This is a genomic window from Anaerostipes sp. CAG:276 (assembly GCF_000432215.1).
GTDB classification, from domain to species: Bacteria; Bacillota; Clostridia; order Lachnospirales; family Lachnospiraceae; genus Anaerostipes; species Anaerostipes caccae.
Map to the genome: position 1 here is coordinate 1 of NZ_FR889178.1, position 20,830 is coordinate 20,830.

A 20,830-nucleotide genomic window follows, 5' to 3' on the forward strand; every position below is an offset into this window, starting at 1 on the left:
CAGGAGAGCTCCCGCCACATCTCTGCCATATAAATGGTAAATGATATCTTTTACATTTCCATTTCCCGACGTATACATCTTATTCTTGCTGTTATGAATAAATTTAAACGCAATATCCGGGTGGCTCAATGCCATATGCACCATAATCTGTTCTACGTATCCCGCCTCGGTCACCGGACTTTTCAGAAATTTCCGTCTGGCCGGCGTATTGTAAAACAGATTGCGCACAAGAAATGTCGTCCCGTCCGGAGCGCCGATCTCATCAAGTCCCTGTTCTTCTCCGCCAAAAATCTTATAAGAAACTCCGGAAAAAGCCCCCGCGGTTTTGGTGATGACTTCCACCTGTCCGACCGCGCTGATGCTTGAGAGTGCCTCTCCGCGGAATCCCAGGGATGAGACGGATACCAGGTCCTCCACGGTGCGTATCTTGCTCGTCGCGTGGCGCAGAAACGCGGTCCTCACTTCCTCTTTCGGAATACCGCACCCGTTGTCCGTCACCCTCATAAGAGTCATGCCGCCGTCTCTGATCTCAACGGTAACCGCTGTGGCTTTTGCATCGATCGCATTTTCCACCAGCTCCTTGACCACGGAAGCCGGCCTCTCGATCACTTCCCCGGCCGCAATATTGTCGATTGTCTTCTGATCCAATAACTGAATTTCTGCCATAACTATTCCTCTTCTCTAAGCCTGTTCTGCAGAATATACAAATAGTTTAACGCTTCCAGCGGTGTCATGGAAGACAGATCCTTTTTCCGAATCTCCGCCATAAACGGGTGCTCCATCATCGGCTCACTGTCATTTGCAAACAGGGAAAGCTGCTGGGGCTCACTGCTCACCTGAATTTTCTGTGCCTGGGAAACAATATCACTGTCGCTTAACTCCGACACGATCTCTTTTGCCCTCTGAATGACCATATCCGGTACTCCTGCAAGTTTGGCGACCTGAATGCCATAGCTTTTATCTGCTCCGCCTTTCACAATCTTTCTTAAAAATACAATGTTGTCACCCTGTTCTTTTACGGCGATGCAGTAGTTATTGACACTGCCGATTTTGCCCTCCAGCTCCGTGAGTTCATGGTAATGGGTGGCAAACAGAGTCTTGGCACCTAAAAGCTTAGGATTGCTGATGTACTCCACCACGGCCCATGCAATGCTCAGACCGTCATAAGTGCTGGTGCCCCGGCCGATCTCATCCAAAATCAGCAAGCTGTCCTTGGTGGCATTCCTTAAAATATTCGCCACCTCGCTCATCTCCACCATAAAGGTACTCTGTCCGCTGGCAAGATCGTCAGAGGCGCCCACCCGGGTAAAGATCCTGTCCACAATGCCGATGTTGGCTTTTTGGGCCGGCACAAAGGAGCCTATCTGGGCCATGAGAACGATCAGCGCCGACTGTCTCATGTAAGTCGATTTACCTGCCATATTGGGCCCGGTGATGATGGAAACCCGGTGCCGTTTACTGTCCAGATACGTGTCATTGGAAATAAACATATCATTGGACATCATCTGCTCTACCACAGGATGCCGGCCCTCTTTGATATCGATCAGGCCCTTTGTGTTCAGTTTCGGTCTCACATAACCGTTCTGTTCTGCCACACAGGCAAGGGAGCAGAGTACGTCCAGATATGCGATAACTCCCGCGGTTTTCTTGATCCGCTCCATTTCTCCTGCCAGAGTTTCCCTGATAGACGCAAAGGTCTCATATTCCAGCGCACACAGCCTGTCCTCAGCCCCGAGAATCGTGTCTGCCAGCTTGTTCAGCTCCTCCGTTGTATATCTCTCAGAGTTGGTGAGCGTCTGTTTCCTTATGTAATGTTCCGGCACCTTGTCTTTGTAGGAATTGGTCACATCCAGATAATATCCGAACACCTTATTGAATTTGACCTTCAGGGTTTTGATTCCGGTAGCGCGCCTCTCCCGTTCTTCCAGCTGCATCAGCCACTGTTTGCCGTCTGTCTTGGCGCGCTTTAACTGATCGATCTGTTCAGAAAAACCATCCTTGATAATGCCCCCTTCTTTGACTGCGATCGAAGGCTCCTCCAGTATGGCATCCTCCAAAAGTCCTGCCACGTCCTCCAGCGTATCCAAATCTTCCCTGAGGCCGGACAGCAGGCTGTCACCGCATTCTTCAAGAATCGTCTTAATCGGCGGAAGCCACTGGAGTGATACTTTCAGGGCGATCATATCTCTTGGATTTATTGTTTGATAGCTGACCTTTGTCATCAGACGCTCCAGATCATAGACCGGATTCAGGTATTCCCTGATCTCTTCCCGGGCAATGGCCTGTTTGGTAAGTGACGTCAGCGCATCATACCTCTCCTCGATCTTTACACGGTCGATCAGAGGCTGCTCGATCATACTACGCAGAAGCCTGGCTCCCATGGCCGTTTTCGTCTTATCCAGCACGCCCAGAAGGGAACCTTTCTTCTTTTTGTCCCTCAGCGTCTCGCACAGTTCCAGATTCCTCCGGCTGGAACTGTCGATGATCATATATTCACTCGTCTCATACGGAGATACGGACATCAGATGATTTAACGCATTTTTCTGAGTCTCATGCAGATATAAAAGAAGCGCTCCTGTGGCAATCTTTCCCATAGGATGGTCTGAAAGGCCCAGACCGTTTAAATTACCCACATGGAACTGGGATTTGATGGCGGCCTCCCCCTGTTCTTCGTCAAAATAATAATGGTCAATATTGGAAACAGAGACGCCCAGCTTATCTTTTATAAATTCTATGTCCACACCGCTGATCATAAATGCGTCATTGCATATGATCTCGGCAGGGGCGAACTTAAAGATCTCATCCACAACTTTGTGGAGTTCATCCATGGATGTGGTACGAAAATCTCCCGTGGTCACATCCACCACAGACAGTCCGAAACTGTCGTCGCTGCAGAAAATACACATGAGATAATTGTTTTTCTCGTCTTCCAGACTCTGCTGGGAAATATTTGTTCCCGGAGTCACGATCCTGATGACCTCTCTCTTTACGATCCCTTTCGTCTGTTTCGGGTCCTCCACCTGCTCACAGATCGCAACTTTATATCCCTTCTCCACCAGTTTATTGAGATAGGAATCCACCGCATGGAACGGGACTCCGCACATGGGGGCCCGTTCTTCCATGCCGCAGTTTTTTCCGGTCAGTGTGATCTCCAGTTCCCTGGAAGCCGTCAGTGCATCGTCAAAGAACATCTCATAAAAATCTCCCAGCCTGTAAAACAGAATGCAGTCCTGATTCTGTTCTTTGATCGCCATATATTGTTCCATCATTGGAGTTAATTTAGCCATTTACCTGTTCTCCCATATAATAAAAGCCTTTTTCTTCGGTAATCTTTACCCGGACGAGCTGTCCGATGAGGCTCTCGTCCCCTTTAAAATGTACTAAGATGTTGTTGGAAAGCCGGCCGGTGACCATGCCGTCCTCGTGGGTATTTTTCTCTTCTACAAGGACCTCCTCCTCTTTCCCGATTCCGTCCTTCCTGTTGTCCTTGGAGCTTTCTTTGATCACCTCAAGAAGCCGGCTGAACCTTTTTTTCACCACCTCCGGCTCCACCTGATCTTCCATGGCGGCCGCCGGTGTCCCCGTCCTCTTGGAATAGACAAACGTATAAGCACTGTCAAACTTCACTTTCCTTACCACATCCAGTGTCTCTTCAAAGTCTTCTTCCGTCTCCCCGGGAAATCCTACAATAATGTCTGTGGTCATCGCGATCCCCGGAATTTTCTCTTTGATCTTCTCCGCCAGCGCAAGATAGCTTTCCTTTGTGTAATGCCGGTTCATTTTCTTTAAGATTCTGCTGCTTCCGGACTGTACCGGCAGATGCATGTGACGGCATATCTTCTTCGAAGAAGCCATCACTTCGATCAGTTCATCAGAGAGATCTTTGGGATGAGGCGTCATAAACCGGATGCGGGCAAGCCCTTCGATCTGTTCAATCTTCTGTAAAAGCTGCGCAAAGCTCACCGGCTCATCGAGATTTTTCCCGTAGGAATTTACATTTTGCCCGAGCAGCATCACTTCCCGGACTCCTTCCTGTACCAGGCCTTCAATCTCCCTTATGATGTCCTCCGGCTTCCGGCTGCGCTCCCGGCCCCGCACATAGGGGACGATACAGTAACTGCAGAAGTTATTGCACCCAAACATGATATTGACGCCGCATTTAAAAGAAAACTTCCGGTCGCTCGGGAGGTCCTCGACGATCTGATCCGTGTCCTTCCAGATATCCACGATCATTCCTCCGGAATCTGCTCTTGCTTTCAGGAGCTCCGCCAGCTTAAAAATGTTGTGGGTCCCGAATATAAGATCCACAAACGGATAGCTTTTCCTGATCTTTTCCACGACCTGTTCTTCCTGCATCATACAGCCGCAGAGGCCGATGATCATTTCAGGATTCTGTTCTTTTGCTTTCTTTACATGACCCAGGTGACCGTAAAGTTTCGTATTTGCATTCTCCCTCACGGTACACGTATTAAAGAGCACCAGGTCCGCATATTCTGTATCTGTCTGCCGGTAACCGATGGTCTCCAACACTCCCAGAAGTTTTTCTGAATCTTTCTCATTCATCTGGCAGCCAAAGGTGGTGATATGACAGGTAAGAGGCCTTCCAAGGCGTTCCTCCTGTACCTTCACCCACTCTTTCATTTCTTCCATGTAGGAATACTGTTTCTGTGCTTCGTTATTATATATCTGCATTGGTATTCTCCATTCTTTTTCATTTCATGGCATATAGAGTTTATTATAACAAGATTTAAAAAATCGTGCAAACCCCCTTGGACAAAAAAATGACCGTTCAGAATTCTGAAAAAAATTCCAAACGGCCTTTTTTAATTTTCTCTGTTAATCCCGGCAGAATATACACAAAAGTATCACAGATGCAGTGTATCCTTCGTAAACCGCAGAGCAGACTCGATGACTTTATCCATATCGTAGTATTTGTACTCCCCGAGTCTTCCTCCGAACAAAACTTTTTCTTCCTTTTTGGACAGCTCGCGGTATTTTTCAAACAACCGGTTGTTTTCCTCATCGTTGACCGGGTAGTAAGGTTCCATCCCGTCTTCCCACTCTGCCGGATATTCTTTCGTGACTACGGTTTTTTCCTGTTTTCCGAATGCAAAGTGCTTGTGTTCGATCTTTCTCGTGTACGGCGTCTCCCGGTCCGTATAGTTCATGACTGCCACGCCCTGATGATTTTCTTCTTCCAGCAGTTCGTGTTCAAATCTGAGACTGCGGTAGGCCAGTTTTCCAAAACAATATCCATAGTAAGAATCGATCGTTCCGGTGTAGATGACCTTGTCCCCCATGCATTCCAGTTCCTCTCTCTTTTCCAGATAATCTGTGGAGAGCATCACGTCACAGCCTTCATACAGCTTCCCAATCAGCTTGTTGTATCCTTCTTTCGGTATTCCCTGATGCGGATCATTAAAATAATTGTTGTCGTAGATGTACCGGACAGGAATTCTCTTGATGATCGATGCGGGCAGGTCCTTACAGTCTCTTCCCCACTGTTTTTCCGTATACCCTTTGATGAGTTTCTCATATATGTCTGTGCCCACCAGACTGATGGCCTGTTCTTCCAGATTTGAAGGCTCTCCCTCCACCTTCTGTTTTTGGGATTCTATGATCTCTTTTGCCTCAGCAGGAAATGTAATTCCCCACATCTTGCTGAAGGTATTCATATTAAAAGGAAGATTATATGTCTCACCGTGATAGTTGGCTACCGGACAGTTGATATAATGGTTGAATTCTGCCAGCGAGGTCACATACTTCCATACTTCCTCATTGCTCGTGTGGAAAATGTGTGCTCCATACTCATGGACCAGGATTCCTTCCACATCTCTGCACATGATATTTCCTCCCAGGGCGTCTCTTTTTTCCACAACCAGACACGATTTCCCCTGTTTTCCTGCTTCTCTGGCCACGACTCCGTTAAAAAGTCCTCCGCCCACTAAAATATAATCATAATGCTTCATAAACTTCCTCCTTATATTTGGTTCATTATACCTTGTACAATGAAAAATGACAATCTGTTTTTCTTGTCTCTTTGCTTATTTTAAAGTAAAATAGAAGTAACTTATTTGTAAAATCTATGTTAAATTTTATATAAACCAAGGAGGCAGCAATGAGTTCTTTTCTATTACCGATGGCCGGCGGCCTGGGACTATTTTTGTACGGAATGAAATTGATGAGTGACGGTCTTGAGAAAGCCGCCGGTGCCAGGCTGAGAGGGATCCTGGAGTTTTTCACGGCCAACCGATTTTCGGGGATGCTGGTAGGCATCTTCTTCACAGCCATCATTCAGTCGTCCAGTGCCTCCACGGTTATGGTCGTAAGCTTCGTAAACGCAGGCCTTATGAATCTGTCACAGGCAGCGGGCGTGATTCTCGGTGCCAACATCGGAACAACTGTGACTTCCCAGCTGGTAGCATTTAATCTCTCAGATGCAGCACCTGTTTTTTTAATGTCCGGCGTGATCATGGTCATGTTTGTACAAAACCCAAGGATTAAAAAGGCAGGGGAAGTTGTCCTGGGATTCGGTGTGCTTTTCACCGGCCTTACCACCATGTCATCAACAATGTCATTCCTCAAGGACTCACCTGCTGTCATGCAGGCCCTTTCCGGACTGGACAACCATTTTGCCGCTGTATTGATCGGCTTTGTTATCACCGCCGTACTCCAGAGTTCTTCTGTAACGGTCAGCATTGTACTTTTGATGGCTTCCCAGGGACTGCTGGGACTCTCCATCTGTTTTTTCATCATTCTGGGCTGTAACATGGGTTCCTGTGTATCTGCACTCCTTGCCAGTTTAAGCGGCAAGAAAAACGCAAAACGAGCGGCAGTGATTCACTTTTTATTTAACGTCTTCGGAAGCGCCGCAATTTTTACAATGCTCAGCTTATTCCTCGGCCCGATCACCGAGACTATCTTACATATATCAAGGGGGAATGTAGGCCGCAGCGTTGCCAACGCTCATACATTTTTCAAAATCTTCGAAGTCCTGATCATGTTTCCGAGTACAGGGCTGATTGTCAAACTGGCAGAAAAGATTGTCCCCGGAGACGAAGCAAAGCCTGCCCGCTCCGATCTTAACTTCATCGGTGAGTACCGATCTCCGATCTCCGCAATTCCTCAGGTCCGGCAGGAAATTTCCCGTATGGCAGAGCTTGCGAACAAGAATCTGGAACTGGCTTTCCACGCATTTTTAAACTGCAGTACAAAACATTTGGGAGAGATTTACCAGAGAGAGGAGGAGATAGACAGTCTGAGCCAGAAAATCACCGACTTTCTCGTCAATTCCAATCTTCAGGAACTGCCCGTAGGTGACCGCGAGATCCTCGGCAGCATGTTCTATGCCGTCGGCGACATCGAACGCATCGGCGACCTTGCCGAAAATTTCGCCGACAGTGCCCGCTCAGCGGCTGACCACAATTCCCGTCTGAGCAAAGATGCGAAGCGCGAACTTGTCAATATGTACAACGCTGTATCTGCCCTCCTGAAAGACGCCGTGGTAATCTTTAAAGAGCACAAAAAAGAGATGATCCCCGACTTTTATAAACACGAACAGGCCATAGACGCCATGGAACGCCGCTATCAAAAACGCCATCTGAACAGAATGGCCCAGGGCATCTGTGAGCCCCGGGCCGGTCTGTTATTTTCTGATATGCTTTCATCCCTTGAACGGATCGCTGATCACGGGACAAATGTTGCATTCTCTGTCATGGATCATGCAGACGAAGAGCTGCTGACGGAATCATGACAGACGCATGATCTTATAGTCTGATTTTTGTATCTTTGTGTGGACACGGGTGTTGCCAAGCATCCTGATGAGACGCCTGTGTTCTTCCTCAGGCACCCCTTCCTTGTGATCCGCGATGTCAAATTCTATCTCTTCTTCCTCATCTCCCGGATTTACAAGCAGAAGATAGGCCCCCTGTCCGCACGGTTCTCCGAATATATCTTTATTCCCAGCGGCAAAGCGAAGGATAGCCAGAACATTTTTTGATGCGCCGATATACAGCGCGTATCCTGTCTGAAGGATTTTTTCCCTGCTCCTGAACACCGAAACCGTCTTCAATTCTTCATAAATTTTCGTATCATGTTTAAAATAAGGCCCCCGGTTAAACGGGTCCATCAGGCCGTTCATCCCATATTCATCCCCATAATAAATCGAAGGAATTCCCGGAATGAAAAACTGAATCGCGAATGCCAGCCTGGAGAGCACGGCTCCCCTGCGGTCATTTTCTGATGTGACTACATAGTCGATCTGGTTTTCCCTGGACGGCAGCATTTCATTCATGCCTGAAGCCAGTGTCGTCCGGATTCTTGGGATGTCGTGGGACGAGAGCAGATTCATTACGCTGTAATAAAACGGCTTTGGATAATTACACTGCTGCCCCAGCAAAAACTGCTGCATAGCATACGCATCTTCATTTCCAAGCAAAAAGTTGACACAGTTTACCTTAAACGGATAATTCATAGTGCTGTCAAGCCCCCTGCCGAGAGCATATTTTCTCTTGACCCCGTAACTTTCCTTGGTGGTCACATCTTCCCACACTTCCCCGATCAGGGCATAGTTCTTAAACATTTTTTTCATCGTTTTACGCATCAGGAAAATAAATTCATCCGGAAGCTCATCCGCCACATCCAGCCGGAATCCCGATGCCCCCAGGTTAAACCAGTGCTTTAACACAGAATTCCTTCCCGTGATAATATAAGACAGAAAGCGCTCATCCAGCTCATTGACTTCCGGCAGACTCCGAAAGCCCCACCAGCTCTTGTAATCGCCCCTGCTGTCAAAAGAATACCAGTCATAATACGGTGAATCCTGGCTCTGGTATGCGCCTACACTTTTATAATTCCCATTTTTATTGAAATACAGGCTGTCTGCTCCCGTGTGGGAGAAAACCCCGTCCAGAATAATATGGATTCCTTTTCTCCTGGCAACCTCGCATAATTCTCTGAAGTCTTCGTTGTCCCCAAGGAACGGATCTACCTTTTTATAATCTCCCGTATTGTAGCGGTGATTGGAGCTTGACTCGACGATCGGATTCAGATAAATGCATGTAACCCCAAGCTTTTTCAGTTCATCCAGCCGCTTCTTGATGCCTTCCAGATCTCCCCCGAAGAAATCACAGGGATCATAGAATTCTTTTCCCTCCATCGGTCCGAAAAGCGGGCGTTCCTCCCAGCTTTTGTGCACATAAATATCACGGCCCATTTTTCTGTGGTATGCTTCCCCCCGCACGGTATTCTGCCTGTCTCCCCGGCAGAACCGGTCCGGGAATATCTGATACATAATGCCTTTTGAAAGCCATCTAGGCGTCTCAAACCCTCTTTCGTAAACCGTTATCTGAAAGCCCCGGACATCTTCTTCTACCCGAATTCCTTCCCCGCAGGTCCGTCCCGGCCTTGCTCCGTAATAGTACGTGTAATTTCCCTCTGTGATCCTGAAATAATACCACAGGATACACGCTTTTTCCGGCATCTCTATGATACATTCATAGAAACCCTTTTTCTCTCTCATTGAAAAGGTCTTATGGTAATCTTCCGAATATAAGACCAGTTCCACAGTGACAGCAGTTCCCTCCAAGGCAAAAAGGCGAAGTTTTACCTCTTCGCCTTTTGTGACAGCCCCAACAGGTTCTCTGTACTGCTCAATTGATGCATTATGGATCATGTTCTCTCACCTTGCCTATTTGTATGTTGGTAAATTCCAGATTTTTTCATTGTACTCTTCAATCGTTCTGTCGGAAGAGAAAAATCCGGATTTAGCGGTATTGATCACCGCTTTCTTTACCCATTCATCGTGGTGATTGATATACATGTCGTATACCTTCTCAAATTCTTCCACATAAGAAGGCAGATCATACAGGACAAAATACTGATCCGGAATATTATGTTCTCCAAACAGCAGAGACTGATAAATATCAGAATATTTTCTCTTTCCGTATCTCGGAAGTTCTCCCGCGATCAGACAGTTGCACACCTCACGGATCATTGGGTTTTGTTCAAAAATGGTTCCCGGATTGTACGTCCGGTACTGTTTCATGGAATTGATCTCATCCACAGTGGCCCCAAAAATAAAGATATTTTCTTTGCCTACCTGCTCAAAAATTTCCACATTAGCTCCGTCCATAGTTCCAAGAGTCAGCGCACCGTTCATCATAAACTTCATGTTTCCGGTTCCTGATGCTTCCAGTCCGGCCGTTGAAAGCTGTTCGCTGATGTCAGCCGCCGGTATCAGCACTTCAGCCACAGACACCGAGTAGTTTTCTACAAATACAACCTGCATCTTATCCTTCGTCGCAGGATCATTGTTGACCATGTCTCCGATGGAGTTGATCAGACGGATGATCTCCTTTGCCCTCTGATATCCCGGAGCCGCTTTTGCCCCGAAAATAAAGGTGATCGGCTTGCTTAAGAAATCAGGATTTTTCTTCACCTGTTTGTACAGATAAATAATATGCAGGCATTTTAGCAGCTGTCTCTTGTACTCATGAAGCCGTTTGCACTGCACATCGATCAGAGAATCCGGATTAATCTCTATTCCCTGTTTCTGTTTCAGATACTTGGCAAGCCTTCTCTTATTGCGCTGTTTAATAGCATCATATTTCCTGCAGAATTCCGCGTCGTCAGCCATCGGCATGATCTTTTCAAACAGACGGTAGTCACCGAGCAGGTCTCCCCTGACATTATCCTGAATCAGATCACACAGTTCCGGATTTGCCAGAGCAAGCCATCTTCTGTGTGTAATGCCGTTGGTAATTGCAAGGAATTTTTGAGGATAAATATTGTATGAATCGTGGAACAGATTCGTCTTTAATATGTCTCCGTGAAGCTGGGAAACTCCGTTCACCCTGTGGCAGACGGCAACACAAAGGTTTGCCATGCGGATCTGGTTATTTCCGATGATCGCCATATAAGCAATCTTGGCCTCATCATTCGGATAATAAGTTCTCAGACGCTCACAGTACTTCTGGTTCATAACACAGATGATCTGATAAATTCTCGGCAGAAGAAGCTTAAACATGTTTTCATCCCAGCACTCCAAAGCCTCGGCCATGATCGTATGGTTCGTATAGTTAAAGATCTGGCTTACGATGTCCTCTGCTTCTTCCCATCCGAAGCCTTCTTCATCCATGAGAATTCTCATTAATTCAGGGATTGCAAGGGTCGGGTGAGTATCGTTGATCTGGACAGCCGCATACTCAGGAAGAGTATGGAGATCTCCTCTTTTTCCCTTGTGGTGTTTCACCATAAGCTGCATAGTGGCAGATGTCAGGAAATAAAACTGCTTTAATCTGAGCAGTTTTCCCTGCATATGGTCATCCGCAGGATAGAGAACCTTTGAGATTACTTCCGCAAACTCTGAATCCGCAGAAGCCTTCTCATATCTTCCCTCATTAAAAGAATGAAGGTCAAAGTTCTGCTTGCTCTTTGCACTCCAGAGTCTCAATGTAGCCGGGGCATTGGTCTTATATCCCATAACCGGCACATCGTACGGTACTGCCAGCACTGTGTGATAATTATAGTGCTCGATCTTTAAGCCGTCCTCTGTCCAGTTTTCCCTGATCTCTCCGTTAAAGCGGACTTCCATCGTCAGTTCCGGGCGTTCTACTTCCCACACGAAACCGTCTCTCAGCCAGTCGTCTTCTACCTCTACCTGACTTCCGTCGATGATCTTCTGCTGGAACAGCCCGTATTCATAACGGATGCCGCATCCGATCGCCGGCAGATTTAAGGTGGACAAAGAATCCAGGAAGCATGCGGCCAGACGTCCAAGTCCTCCGTTACCAAGCCCCGGATCGCTCTCTTCATCCAAAATATCGTCAAAGTCAATGCCCATTTTTTCGAAGGCCTCTTTATAGTCCCTGAAAACCCCGGAATTGATCAGGTTGTTGCTGTATGCTCTTCCCATTAGGAATTCCGCAGACATATAGTATAATTTTTTCAGTCCCAGATCCTCTGTCTTTTTACGGCTCTTGGTCCAAAGATGCATGATATCATCCCGGATGCAGCCAGCTCCCGCCTTATAAAGCTCATCTCTGGTTGCCTCCTCCAATGTTGTTCCGAAGTTGTTGTTCAGCTTGTTCTCAACATTGCTGATGATCTCCTTCACCTTACTGTTATTGTTTACAATTTTCATCCTCTGTTGCTCCTTTCACCAGTTGTCTAAAGAATGCTCTGGTATAATTCTAGATATTTTTTGGCTGATGACGCAAAACTGTTGTCAGACTCCATCGCCCTTTGGATCAAGCCTTTCCTGCGCTTTGGACTGCGCAGCGTATTCAATGCGTAACGAATGACTGAAAGCATCTCGTGTGCATTGTAATTTCTGAAAGAAAATCCGTTTCCTGTCTCTTCAAATTCATTGTAGCTCTGGACCGTGTCACAAAGCCCTCCGGTCTCCCGCACGATCGGCAGAGTTCCGTATCGAAGTGCGATCATCTGTGAGATGCCGCACGGTTCGAATTTAGAAGGCATAAGGAACAAGTCGCTGGCAGCATAGATCTGATGAGCCACCGCATTGTTGTATGCGATATATGAGCATACTCTTCCCTTATACTTATTCTCCATAAAGCGGAAAAATTCTTCATAATCATGGTCACCTGTTCCCAATACGACGAAAGCAATATCTTCCGTACACATCAGCTCATCCAGGATATACTTGACTAAATCAAGTCCCTTCTGTGCGGTAAGGCGGCTGACCATGCCGATGATCAGCACGCCGGGAGAAATGCTCAGTCCCAGATCACTGATCAGTTTTTCTTTATTCTTTTTCTTTCCTGTCAGATCATCTTTATTAAAATGATACTGCAGGTACGGGTCTGTCTCCGGATCGAATTCTTCTGTATTGATGCCGTTTACGATTCCCCATGTATCCCAGGCCCTGGCATTCAAAATACCTTCCAGCCTGTATGAAAACTCAGGAGTCTTGATCTCCTGTGCATAAGTGGGACTTACCGTACTGATCCGGTCTGCGAATACGAGGGCTGCTTTCATAAAGCTTGCACACTCATAGTTATGCATAAATTCCGGTGTATCATACCTCGGATCGATACCCAGCCAGTGGTGAAAAGCCTCAAAGGCATACTCACCCTGATACATCATGTTGTGAATTGTAAAGATCGTCCTGGCACGCCCAATCTCCCAATGGCTGTACTGAGTCTTCAGAAGAAGCGGGATCAGCCCGGTCTGCCAGTCATTGCAGTGAAGCACATCCGGAAGGAATCCGATCCTTCCGGCAGCTTCGATTACAGCACGGCAGAAATATGCGTACTGCTCTCCTTCTGCGTCCCCGCCCCGGTAAACCGCATCGCCGAAGTACTCTTCATTGTCAATAAAGTAATACGTGACATCGTTGAAAAATAAGCCCTCAACGCCTACATATACGTCTCTTCCGGCAAAATGTATATAAAAATCTGCCATATGCTTTGTCTGTGCAGCATACTTATCCTTGATCTGGCGGTGGAACGGCATCATGACTCTGGTATCCGCATGAAGCTTGTTGAGCTCCTTGGGCAGAGTACCGATGACATCGGCAAGGCCGCCCAGCTTCACAAAGGGAGCACATTCCGCTGCAACCATCAGTACGTTCATCATACACTCATTCCTTTTATTCATTGACGCTGGCTCCCTTCGGTATGAACACCGGATGCTGTCTGGATCCGGATAAATGTGCGTTAGAATAGATCTTTACATGCCGGTCCATAATCGTATGATTGATGTCCGCACCCTTTCCTATAAATCCTTCCGCCATAACGATGGAATTTCTGATCACTGCGCCTTTCTCAATCTGGCATCCGCGGAAGATAATAGAATTTTCTACGGTTCCGTCGACTTCACAGCCGCTGCTGATCAGACTGTTGCTGATATTCGCCTCGATGCCATAGCGGGCAGGCGCACTGTCACTCGTCCTAGTATACACTTTATTCTTACCAAAAAACAGTTCTTTCTGAACATCTTGTTTCAATAAGTCCATATTGATATTGTAGTAAGCCTCCACAGATGTGATGCAGCCTACATATCCTTTGTATTCGTATCCCTGAATATACAGGCAGTCAAAATTCGGAATAAGTACGTCGAAGAAGAAATGTTTTCTGTTGTGGGATACTGCCTCCTGGATAAAGTCGATCAGGAGTTCCCGTTTCATAATATACACATCCATGCTCTTCTTGCCGTAGCGGTGCTTTGTCTCCGAATAGCACATATCTGTAATGCGTCCGGACTCATCCGGTTTCAGGTATACACCGTCATAATCACAGTTCGTGGCGTCATCACTGTTATCAAAATACATCATGGAGATATCCGCGCCGCTGTCGATGTGTTTTTCCAGCATGTCGTTAAAATCAGAATTAAATATCACATAAGAACGTCCAAGAAGAATATACGGCTCGGAAGCCTTCTTTAAAAATCCCAAAGTTCCCCTCAGCCCATCCATGACACTGGCATATTCTCCGGATCTTCCGCTTCCTGAAATATACGGAGGGAAGGTATAAAGTCCTCCGCGTTTCCTGTTGAGTCCCCAGTCTTTCCCGGAACCAACATGATCCATCAGAGAGCTGTAATTGTATCTTGTCATGATTCCGACATTTTTAATGGCAGAGTTGACCATATTGCTCAGGAGGAAATCTATGGTCCGGTATCTTCCGCCTACCGGGAGTGCCGATAAGCTTCGGGTGCGCACCAAATCCTGAAGCCTTCTGTTTTCTTCTCCTGCATTTATAAGTCCAAGCATTTGATTTTCCATAGTTTCTACCTCCCTAGTGTAAAATAGATTCCGGATAGATCATTGCACCATCCTCAACGACAGCATCCTCAAGCACCACACTGTGATAGCCGATGACAGTAACTTCATTGCCTTCTCCGACTTTGCTTCCCTCTTCCACAACAACTTCCTCGTCAATGATCGCCTTGTTGATCTCACTGTTCTCCCGGACGATGGAATCTTTCATAATGACACTGTTCTTCACCACGGCTCCCTTTCCGATCTTTACGCCGGAATGAATGACACAGTTTTCCACAGTCCCCTCGATGAAAGAGCCGTCTGCGATGATGCTCTTTTTCACACTGGCACCTTCTGCTATGTAATGAGGCGGAAGTCCGTAAGTTCTCGTGTAGACTTTCAGCTTGTCATCGTTTAAATTCAGCTGAGGATTCTCCTCCAGAAGCTCCATGTTAGCCTCCCACAGGCTTGAAATCGTTCCCACATCTCTCCAGTATCCGTCAAAGCTGTATGCATACATTTTCTTTCCTTCTTCCAGCATTCTCGGAATGATGTTTTTGCCGAAATCGTGTTCTGAATCCGGATCATTTGCATCATCGATCAGGTACTGGCGGATCAGTTTCCATTTGAACACGTAAATACCCATAGATGCTTTCGTGCTCTTAGGGTGAGCCGGTTTTTCTTCGAACTCCTCGATCCTGTTGTCCTCATCGGTGTTCATGATCCCAAAACGCTTCGCTTCCTCCAGTGTGACTTCCAGCACAGAGATCGTACAGTCAGCGCCTTTCTTCTTATGGTAATTCAGCATCTTCTGATAATCCATACAGCAGATCTGGTCACCGGACAATACAATGATGTGGTCCGGATCATAATTGTCAATGAAATTGATATTCTGATAAATGGCATCGGCAGTTCCGCGGTACCAGTTTCCCTGCTCGCCTCTCACATACGGCGGAAGAACAAAGGCTCCTCCGTTCATATTGTCTAAATCCCAGAACCCTCCGGTTCCGATATAGGAATTAAGCTCTAGGGGTTCATACTGAGTCAGGACACCCACGGTGTCGATTCCTGAATTCGCACAGTTGGATAACGGGAAATCTATAATCTTATATTTACCGCCGTAGGGAACAGCAGGCTTCGCCTTCTTCTGGGTCAACGCGAATAATCGGCTTCCCTGGCCGCCTGCCAGCAACATTGCTACACACTCTTTTTTTGTAATCATAGTTTTCCTCCTTCTCACAATGCCTATTTTGTTTCTTCTTTTTTATCTGCACTCTTCGCTGCTGTTTTCTTTTTAGTAGAATCTTCGGTCTGCTGCTTTGTTTCTTTTTCGGCCTCCTTCTTTTTAGGTTTTTGTATATCTTTTGTTGTCTGTTCTTTTTTTGCTTCCGGTTTTTCAGCTTTCTTCCCTGCTGCCGGTCCGGCAGCTTTTGGAGTCTCCTTTTTCGCCTGAACTTCTGCTGTCTTCAGGGTTGTCTCTGCTGCCGATGCCGGTTCTGTAACTACAGAAACTTCTTTTTTCACCGGTGTCTTTACAGCTTCCGCTTTTGCAGTCCCGGCTGCTTTCGGTGACGGCTTCTTTGCTTCTGTCTTCTTTGGTTCCGCCTTCTTCTTGGCTGGAGTGTCCTCCAGCGTATATCTATACATAACAGCACTGAGTGGTTTTAAGGTGATGACCGCATAATGCTCGTAGGCGTTTCTCTTTCCTTTGATCTTCTTTTTCCGGACTTTCGCCGACTTTTGGCTGACCTCTCCGGATCCTCCGTAAGCCTTCTCCCCGGTATCCAGAATCTTTGTAAGCTTTCCGTCTTTCGGCATCGGGATATGATACTTATCCCACTCTACCGGAGTAAAGTTAAAGATACATACAATCTGCTCCTGAGGTTTTCCTCTGCGCTTTTTAGATTTTCTGATGAATGCTACAATGCTGTGATCTGCATCTCTCTGCAGCAGCCATTCAAATCCTTCCGGTTTGTTGTCCAGTTCGTACAGAGCCGGTTCGCTGCAGTAAAGTTCGTTTAACTTCGCCACATAATCGTTCATGGTTTTATGTGTCTCATATTCATCGATCAGGAACCAGTCTAACTCTTCCTTGTCTCTCCACTCTACAAACTGCGCAAAGTCGTCGCCCATGAACAGCAGTTTCTTTCCCGGATGAGCAAACATAAATCCATACAGTGTTTTCAGTGACCCAAACTTCTGCTCGTATTCTCCGAACATTTTGTTGATCATGGAACCTTTACCGTGCACAACTTCATCGTGTGAGTATGGCAGGATATAATTTTCACTGTACGCATAGTCCATAGAGAATACAATGGCTCCATGGTTTTCTTTCCGGAACAGGGAATCCAGTTCCATGTAATAGAGGGAATCATGCATGTATCCCATGTTCCACTTATATGTAAATCCAAGTCCTTCTTCATCGTCAACAGCGCTTGTGACTTTCGGAAAAGCGGTAGACTCTTCCGCCACAGTGATAAATCCTTCAAAGTTAGAACGCATCGTGCGGTTTAAATTTTTCAGGAAATCCACGGCTTCGTAATTGATATTGGTGCCGTCTTCATTTGGCACAAACTCTCCCGGCTTTTTGCCGAAATCCAGATACAGCATGGCGCTGACCGCATCGATCCGGATACCGTCGATGTGATATTTCTCCGCAAAAAATACGGCGCTGGAGATCAGGAAACTCTGCACTTCCGGTTTTCCATAGTTAAACAGCAGTGTGCCCCAGTCCGGCTGGCTTCCTTTTCTCGGATCTGCGTGGTCATAAATATGGGACCCGTCAAACAGTGCAAGTCCGTGTTCATCCCTCGGAAAATGTGCAGGCACCCAGTCTAAGATCACACCGATATCTGCCCGGTGGAGCTTATCTATAAAATACATAAAATCTTCCGGTGTGCCGTAGCGGGAAGTCACTGAATAATATCCGGTTACCTGATACCCCCAGGAAAGATCATACGGGTATTCTGTCACCGGCATCAGTTCTACATGGGTATACCCCATCTTCTGCAGATATGGAACAAGCATGTCTGCAATCTCACGGTAATTATAAAACTCCCTCTCTTCCTCTTTCGGCATCTTCCATGTGCCCAGGTGCATCTCGTAAACAGACATCGGCTGGCTGACATCCTGTTTTTTCTTTCTGCGGCTTAAATAGCGCTTGTCCCTCCACGAGAAACCGTCCAGCTCATCCCACACAACAGATGCCGTATCCGGTCTCATCTCTGAATAGAATGCGAATGGATCACTCTTATATCTGCATTTGCCGTCCATGCCTTCCACGTAGTATTTATATAAATCCCCTTTTTCCAGTCCTTCTACCTGGATCGAGTAAATCCCCGGTTCTGTCTGCTTCATCGGATGTGAAAGCGGATTCCACTGATTAAAGTCTCCGACCAGACTGACAGACTTGGCATTTGGTGCCCATACCACAAACTCGTGGGCATCCGCTTCTTTCAAGTAATGGCATCCAAACATTAAATATGCTTTCTGCGCTTTTCCCGTCTGAAATAAATATAAGTCCTCTTTGCTAATGTTTGTTTCCATGGGATAAATCCTCCTCCTTCAAATACATACTAAGTATTATATGTACAAGCTAATAAAAAAAGTGCAAATTTCACCATTTTGTCCTTGCAAATGGTCAAAATCACACTTCCTAATCTACGTAAAATCAAATTCTGAATAGCTAAGAACGTAACCGATGCTGTCCTTTACAAGATCAAATTGCTGACATCTGTTTCATAAACCTATTATAACATAAAAAGGGGACTTTATACAACAAATTGTACAAAATTTAATACACTTTTTCCGTCCTTTTTTTGTTAATTTTGTTAACCTTAATTTTGCACATTTTGTTACACTGTAATGCGCTAAAAAGTGCAAAAAAAACAGTTTCTGTCTTCTGCAAAAACTGTTTTTTTGATAACTTCTTTTTTCCTTTGTAAAAACTGCTAAAATACACTTTTTGAGCTTCTGATCTCCGGTTTGTAACCGGTGTCCTGAAGCGCTTTTATGATTTTGTTCTTGTGCTCCGTGCCGAAAGCTTCCATCGTGATCGTAAGCTCCACTGCACTGTTTCTATTAATACTTACAAACTGGTTGTGTTCCAATTTTACAATGTTGCCTTGAGCCTGAGAAATGACTTTTGAAACTCTTGTGAGCTCTCCCGGCTTGTCCGGAAGAAATACGGAAACCGTAAAAATCCTGTCCCTGATGATCAGACCGTGCTGTACTAAAGATGCAATTGTGATAACATCCATATTCCCGCCGCTGATGATCGGAACCACTTTCTTTCCTTCTGCTTTCAGATGCTTCAGCGCCGCAATGGTCAGAAGGCCTGAGTTCTCTGCAAGCATCTTATGGTTTTCCAAAAGATCCAGAAAGCACGGAATCAGTTCTTCATCTTCTACCGTAATAATGTCGTCGATGTTGTTTTGTATGTAAGGAAAGATCTTTTTCCCCGGGGTCTGAACAGCCGTACCGTCAGCGATGGTATTTACATGTTCGCAGGATACAACTTTTCCGGCCTCCAGTGAAGCCTTCATGCAGGCCGCTCCCGCAGGCTCAACACCGATGACTTTGATCTTTGGATTTAACAGCTTTGCCAGAGTAGAAACTCCGGTAGCCAGTCCGCCTCCGCCGATCGGAACTAAAATATAATCCACAGTGGGCAGTTCCTTGAAGATATCCATCGCGATGGTGCCCTGCCCCGTTGCAACCGCCAGATCATCAAAAGGATGCACAAATGTAAATCCTTTCTCCTGCGCAAGCTTCAGCGCATGTTCACACGCTTCATCATAGACATCTCCGCAAAGGACCACTTTTGCGCCTAAGTCTTTCGTGCGGTTGACTTTCAAAAGCGGAGTCGTGGTCGGCATAACGATGGTAGCCTTCACTCCCTGTCTCTTTGCAGCCAGCGCCACTCCCTGCGCGTGGTTTCCGGCAGATGCGGTGATCAGCCCTTTTGATTTTTCTTCTTCATTCAGTGTGCTGATCTTGTAATATGCCCCCCGGATCTTATAGGCACCGGTCAGCTGCATGTTTTCCGGCTTCAAATAAACGAAGTTGCCTGTCTGCTCAGAAAAATAATCGCTTTTGATCAGTTTTGTGGGCAGAACAATCTCCTGTACTTTGTCATACGCTTTTTCGAATTTGTTTAATGTTAACATCTACTCATCTCCTCTATCAAACAGTGCGTTTACAAACATATCCGGATCAAACGGCTGAAGGTCATCCACCTGTTCACCGATTCCGATATATTTTACCGGAATTCCCAGTTCTGCCTGGATTGCTATGGCGATGCCTCCCTTTGCTGTACCATCCAGCTTTGTCAGAATAATACCGGAGATGTCTGTGGCCTCTTTAAACTGTTTTGCCTGTGCAAGAGCATTCTGCCCTGTCGTGCCGTCCAGTACGATGAGTGTCTCCTTATACGCTTCCGGGTACTCCCGCTCAACAATGCGGTTGATCTTCTTAAGTTCATCCATCAGGTTCTTTTTATTGTGAAGCCTTCCGGCCGTGTCACACAAAAGCACATCGACATTCCTGGCTTTCGCAGCGGAAACCGCATCGTATACAACGGCTGCCGGGTCCGCCCCTTCTGCCTGGCTGATGATATCTACACCGGCGCGTCCTGCCCACTCTTTCAGCTGTTCAATAGCACCCGCGCGGAATGTATCCGCCGCCGCCATCATGACCTTCTTCCCCTCGCCTTTCAGCAGGGATGCCATTTTGCCCACCGATGTAGTCTTGCCTACACCATTGACGCCGATGACCAGCACAACGCTCTTTTTATCTTTAAAATCATATGCCTCTTCACCCAGCTTCATCTGCTCCTTAATGGAATCAATGAGAACCTGCCGGCACTCTTCCGGCTCTTTGATCTTCTCTTCTTTTACTTTCTTTTTCAGATTTTCAATGATGCTCATGGTCGTATCAATTCCCATGTCGCTCATGATCATGATCTCTTCCAATTCTTCATAAAAATCATCGTCAATGCTGGAAAACCCTTTAAAAATAGAGTCAAAGCCTGAGGCGATATTATCTCTGGTCTTTGTAAGTCCCGCAGCCAGTCTGCTGAAGAATCCTTTCTTTTCTGCCATTTCAAAT

General features: G+C 46.4%; 13 protein-coding genes. 1 reads left to right on the forward strand and 12 read right to left on the reverse strand.

Annotation, left to right across the window (positions count from 1 at the left end):
- From mutL to glf, 4 genes are all read right to left on the reverse strand, one after another.
- Nucleotides 1-666, reverse strand: a 666-nt coding sequence (gene mutL, locus QVP35_RS03265; protein WP_288187744.1) for a DNA mismatch repair endonuclease MutL, incomplete at its 3' end; no start/stop codon positions are given.
- Between the two features lie 2 nt (nucleotides 667-668).
- On the reverse strand, nucleotides 669-3,287 hold the full coding sequence (gene mutS / locus QVP35_RS03270) for a DNA mismatch repair protein MutS (protein ID WP_009290499.1): 2,619 nt from the start codon (nucleotides 3,285-3,287) through the stop codon (nucleotides 669-671).
- A complete protein-coding gene (gene miaB, locus QVP35_RS03275) occupies nucleotides 3,280-4,692 on the reverse strand; it encodes a tRNA (N6-isopentenyl adenosine(37)-C2)-methylthiotransferase MiaB (protein ID WP_009290498.1) in 1,413 nt (470 codons plus the stop codon). The genes mutS and miaB overlap by 8 nt, the downstream gene beginning before the upstream one ends.
- A 173-nt stretch (nucleotides 4,693-4,865) precedes the next feature.
- Nucleotides 4,866-5,969, reverse strand: a complete 1,104-nt coding sequence (gene glf / locus QVP35_RS03280) for a UDP-galactopyranose mutase (protein ID WP_009290497.1) — start codon at nucleotides 5,967-5,969, stop codon at nucleotides 4,866-4,868.
- Nucleotides 5,970-6,118: 149 nt separating this feature from the next.
- Between glf and QVP35_RS03285 the strand changes: the two genes are divergently transcribed.
- Nucleotides 6,119-7,753 (forward strand): Na/Pi cotransporter family protein, encoded by a 1,635-nt coding sequence (locus QVP35_RS03285; RefSeq protein ID WP_009290496.1) that lies wholly within the window; start codon nucleotides 6,119-6,121, stop codon nucleotides 7,751-7,753.
- Here the strand turns inward: QVP35_RS03285 and QVP35_RS03290 are convergent.
- The 8 genes from QVP35_RS03290 to ftsY all read right to left on the reverse strand — a co-directional run bounded on the left by QVP35_RS03290 (nucleotide 7,748) and on the right by ftsY (nucleotide 20,823).
- A complete protein-coding gene (locus QVP35_RS03290) occupies nucleotides 7,748-9,673 on the reverse strand; it encodes a glycoside hydrolase family 13 protein (protein ID WP_022260791.1) in 1,926 nt (641 codons plus the stop codon). The two genes, QVP35_RS03285 and QVP35_RS03290, sit on opposite strands and share 6 nt — an antisense overlap.
- 15 nt (nucleotides 9,674-9,688) lie before the next feature.
- Complete coding sequence (locus QVP35_RS03295) at nucleotides 9,689-12,142, reverse strand: glycogen/starch/alpha-glucan phosphorylase (RefSeq protein WP_006565840.1); 2,454 nt, start codon at nucleotides 12,140-12,142, stop codon at nucleotides 9,689-9,691.
- Between the two features lie 26 nt (nucleotides 12,143-12,168).
- Nucleotides 12,169-13,620 (reverse strand): glycogen synthase, encoded by a 1,452-nt coding sequence (locus QVP35_RS03300; RefSeq protein ID WP_022260792.1) that lies wholly within the window; start codon nucleotides 13,618-13,620, stop codon nucleotides 12,169-12,171.
- Entirely contained in the window at nucleotides 13,613-14,746 is a 1,134-nt protein-coding gene (gene glgD / locus QVP35_RS03305) for a glucose-1-phosphate adenylyltransferase subunit GlgD (RefSeq protein WP_009290491.1), read from the reverse strand. Before glgD ends, QVP35_RS03300 begins: the two co-directional genes overlap by 8 nt.
- A gap of 13 nt (nucleotides 14,747-14,759) precedes the next feature.
- A complete protein-coding gene (locus tag QVP35_RS03310; protein ID WP_006565843.1) occupies nucleotides 14,760-15,944 on the reverse strand; it encodes a glucose-1-phosphate adenylyltransferase in 1,185 nt (394 codons plus the stop codon).
- Nucleotides 15,945-15,967: 23 nt separating this feature from the next.
- Entirely contained in the window at nucleotides 15,968-18,268 is a 2,301-nt protein-coding gene (glgB, locus tag QVP35_RS03315; RefSeq protein WP_009290490.1) for a 1,4-alpha-glucan branching protein GlgB, read from the reverse strand.
- Nucleotides 18,269-18,672: 404 nt separating this feature from the next.
- Nucleotides 18,673-19,890, reverse strand: coding sequence for a threonine ammonia-lyase (gene ilvA / locus QVP35_RS03320; RefSeq protein ID WP_006565846.1), 1,218 nt, complete (start codon nucleotides 19,888-19,890; stop codon nucleotides 18,673-18,675).
- Nucleotides 19,891-20,823, reverse strand: a complete 933-nt coding sequence (gene ftsY / locus QVP35_RS03325; protein ID WP_009290489.1) for a signal recognition particle-docking protein FtsY — start codon at nucleotides 20,821-20,823, stop codon at nucleotides 19,891-19,893.
- Nucleotides 20,824-20,830: the final 7 nt, after the last annotated feature.

Bases quoted from the DNA above. Each gene is read 5' to 3' on its own strand.
- glf (WP_009290497.1), bottom strand. From the start codon at position 5,969: ATGAAGCATTATGATTATATTTTAGTGGGCGGAGGACTTTTTAACGGA.
- QVP35_RS03290 (WP_022260791.1), bottom strand. From the start codon at position 9,673: ATGATCCATAATGCATCAATTGAGCAGTACAGAGAACCTGTTGGGGCT.
- glgB (WP_009290490.1), bottom strand. From the start codon at position 18,268: ATGGAAACAAACATTAGCAAAGAGGACTTATATTTATTTCAGACGGGA.
- QVP35_RS03300 (WP_022260792.1), bottom strand. From the start codon at position 13,620: ATGAATAAAAGGAATGAGTGTATGATGAACGTACTGATGGTTGCAGCG.
- miaB (WP_009290498.1), bottom strand. From the start codon at position 4,692: ATGCAGATATATAATAACGAAGCACAGAAACAGTATTCCTACATGGAA.
- mutS (WP_009290499.1), bottom strand. From the start codon at position 3,287: ATGGCTAAATTAACTCCAATGATGGAACAATATATGGCGATCAAAGAA.
- QVP35_RS03310 (WP_006565843.1), bottom strand. From the start codon at position 15,944: ATGATTACAAAAAAAGAGTGTGTAGCAATGTTGCTGGCAGGCGGCCAG.
- QVP35_RS03285 (WP_009290496.1), top strand. From the start codon at position 6,119: ATGAGTTCTTTTCTATTACCGATGGCCGGCGGCCTGGGACTATTTTTG.
- ilvA (WP_006565846.1), bottom strand. From the start codon at position 19,890: ATGTTAACATTAAACAAATTCGAAAAAGCGTATGACAAAGTACAGGAG.
- ftsY (WP_009290489.1), bottom strand. From the start codon at position 20,823: ATGGCAGAAAAGAAAGGATTCTTCAGCAGACTGGCTGCGGGACTTACA.
- glgD (WP_009290491.1), bottom strand. From the start codon at position 14,746: ATGGAAAATCAAATGCTTGGACTTATAAATGCAGGAGAAGAAAACAGA.
- QVP35_RS03295 (WP_006565840.1), bottom strand. From the start codon at position 12,142: ATGAAAATTGTAAACAATAACAGTAAGGTGAAGGAGATCATCAGCAAT.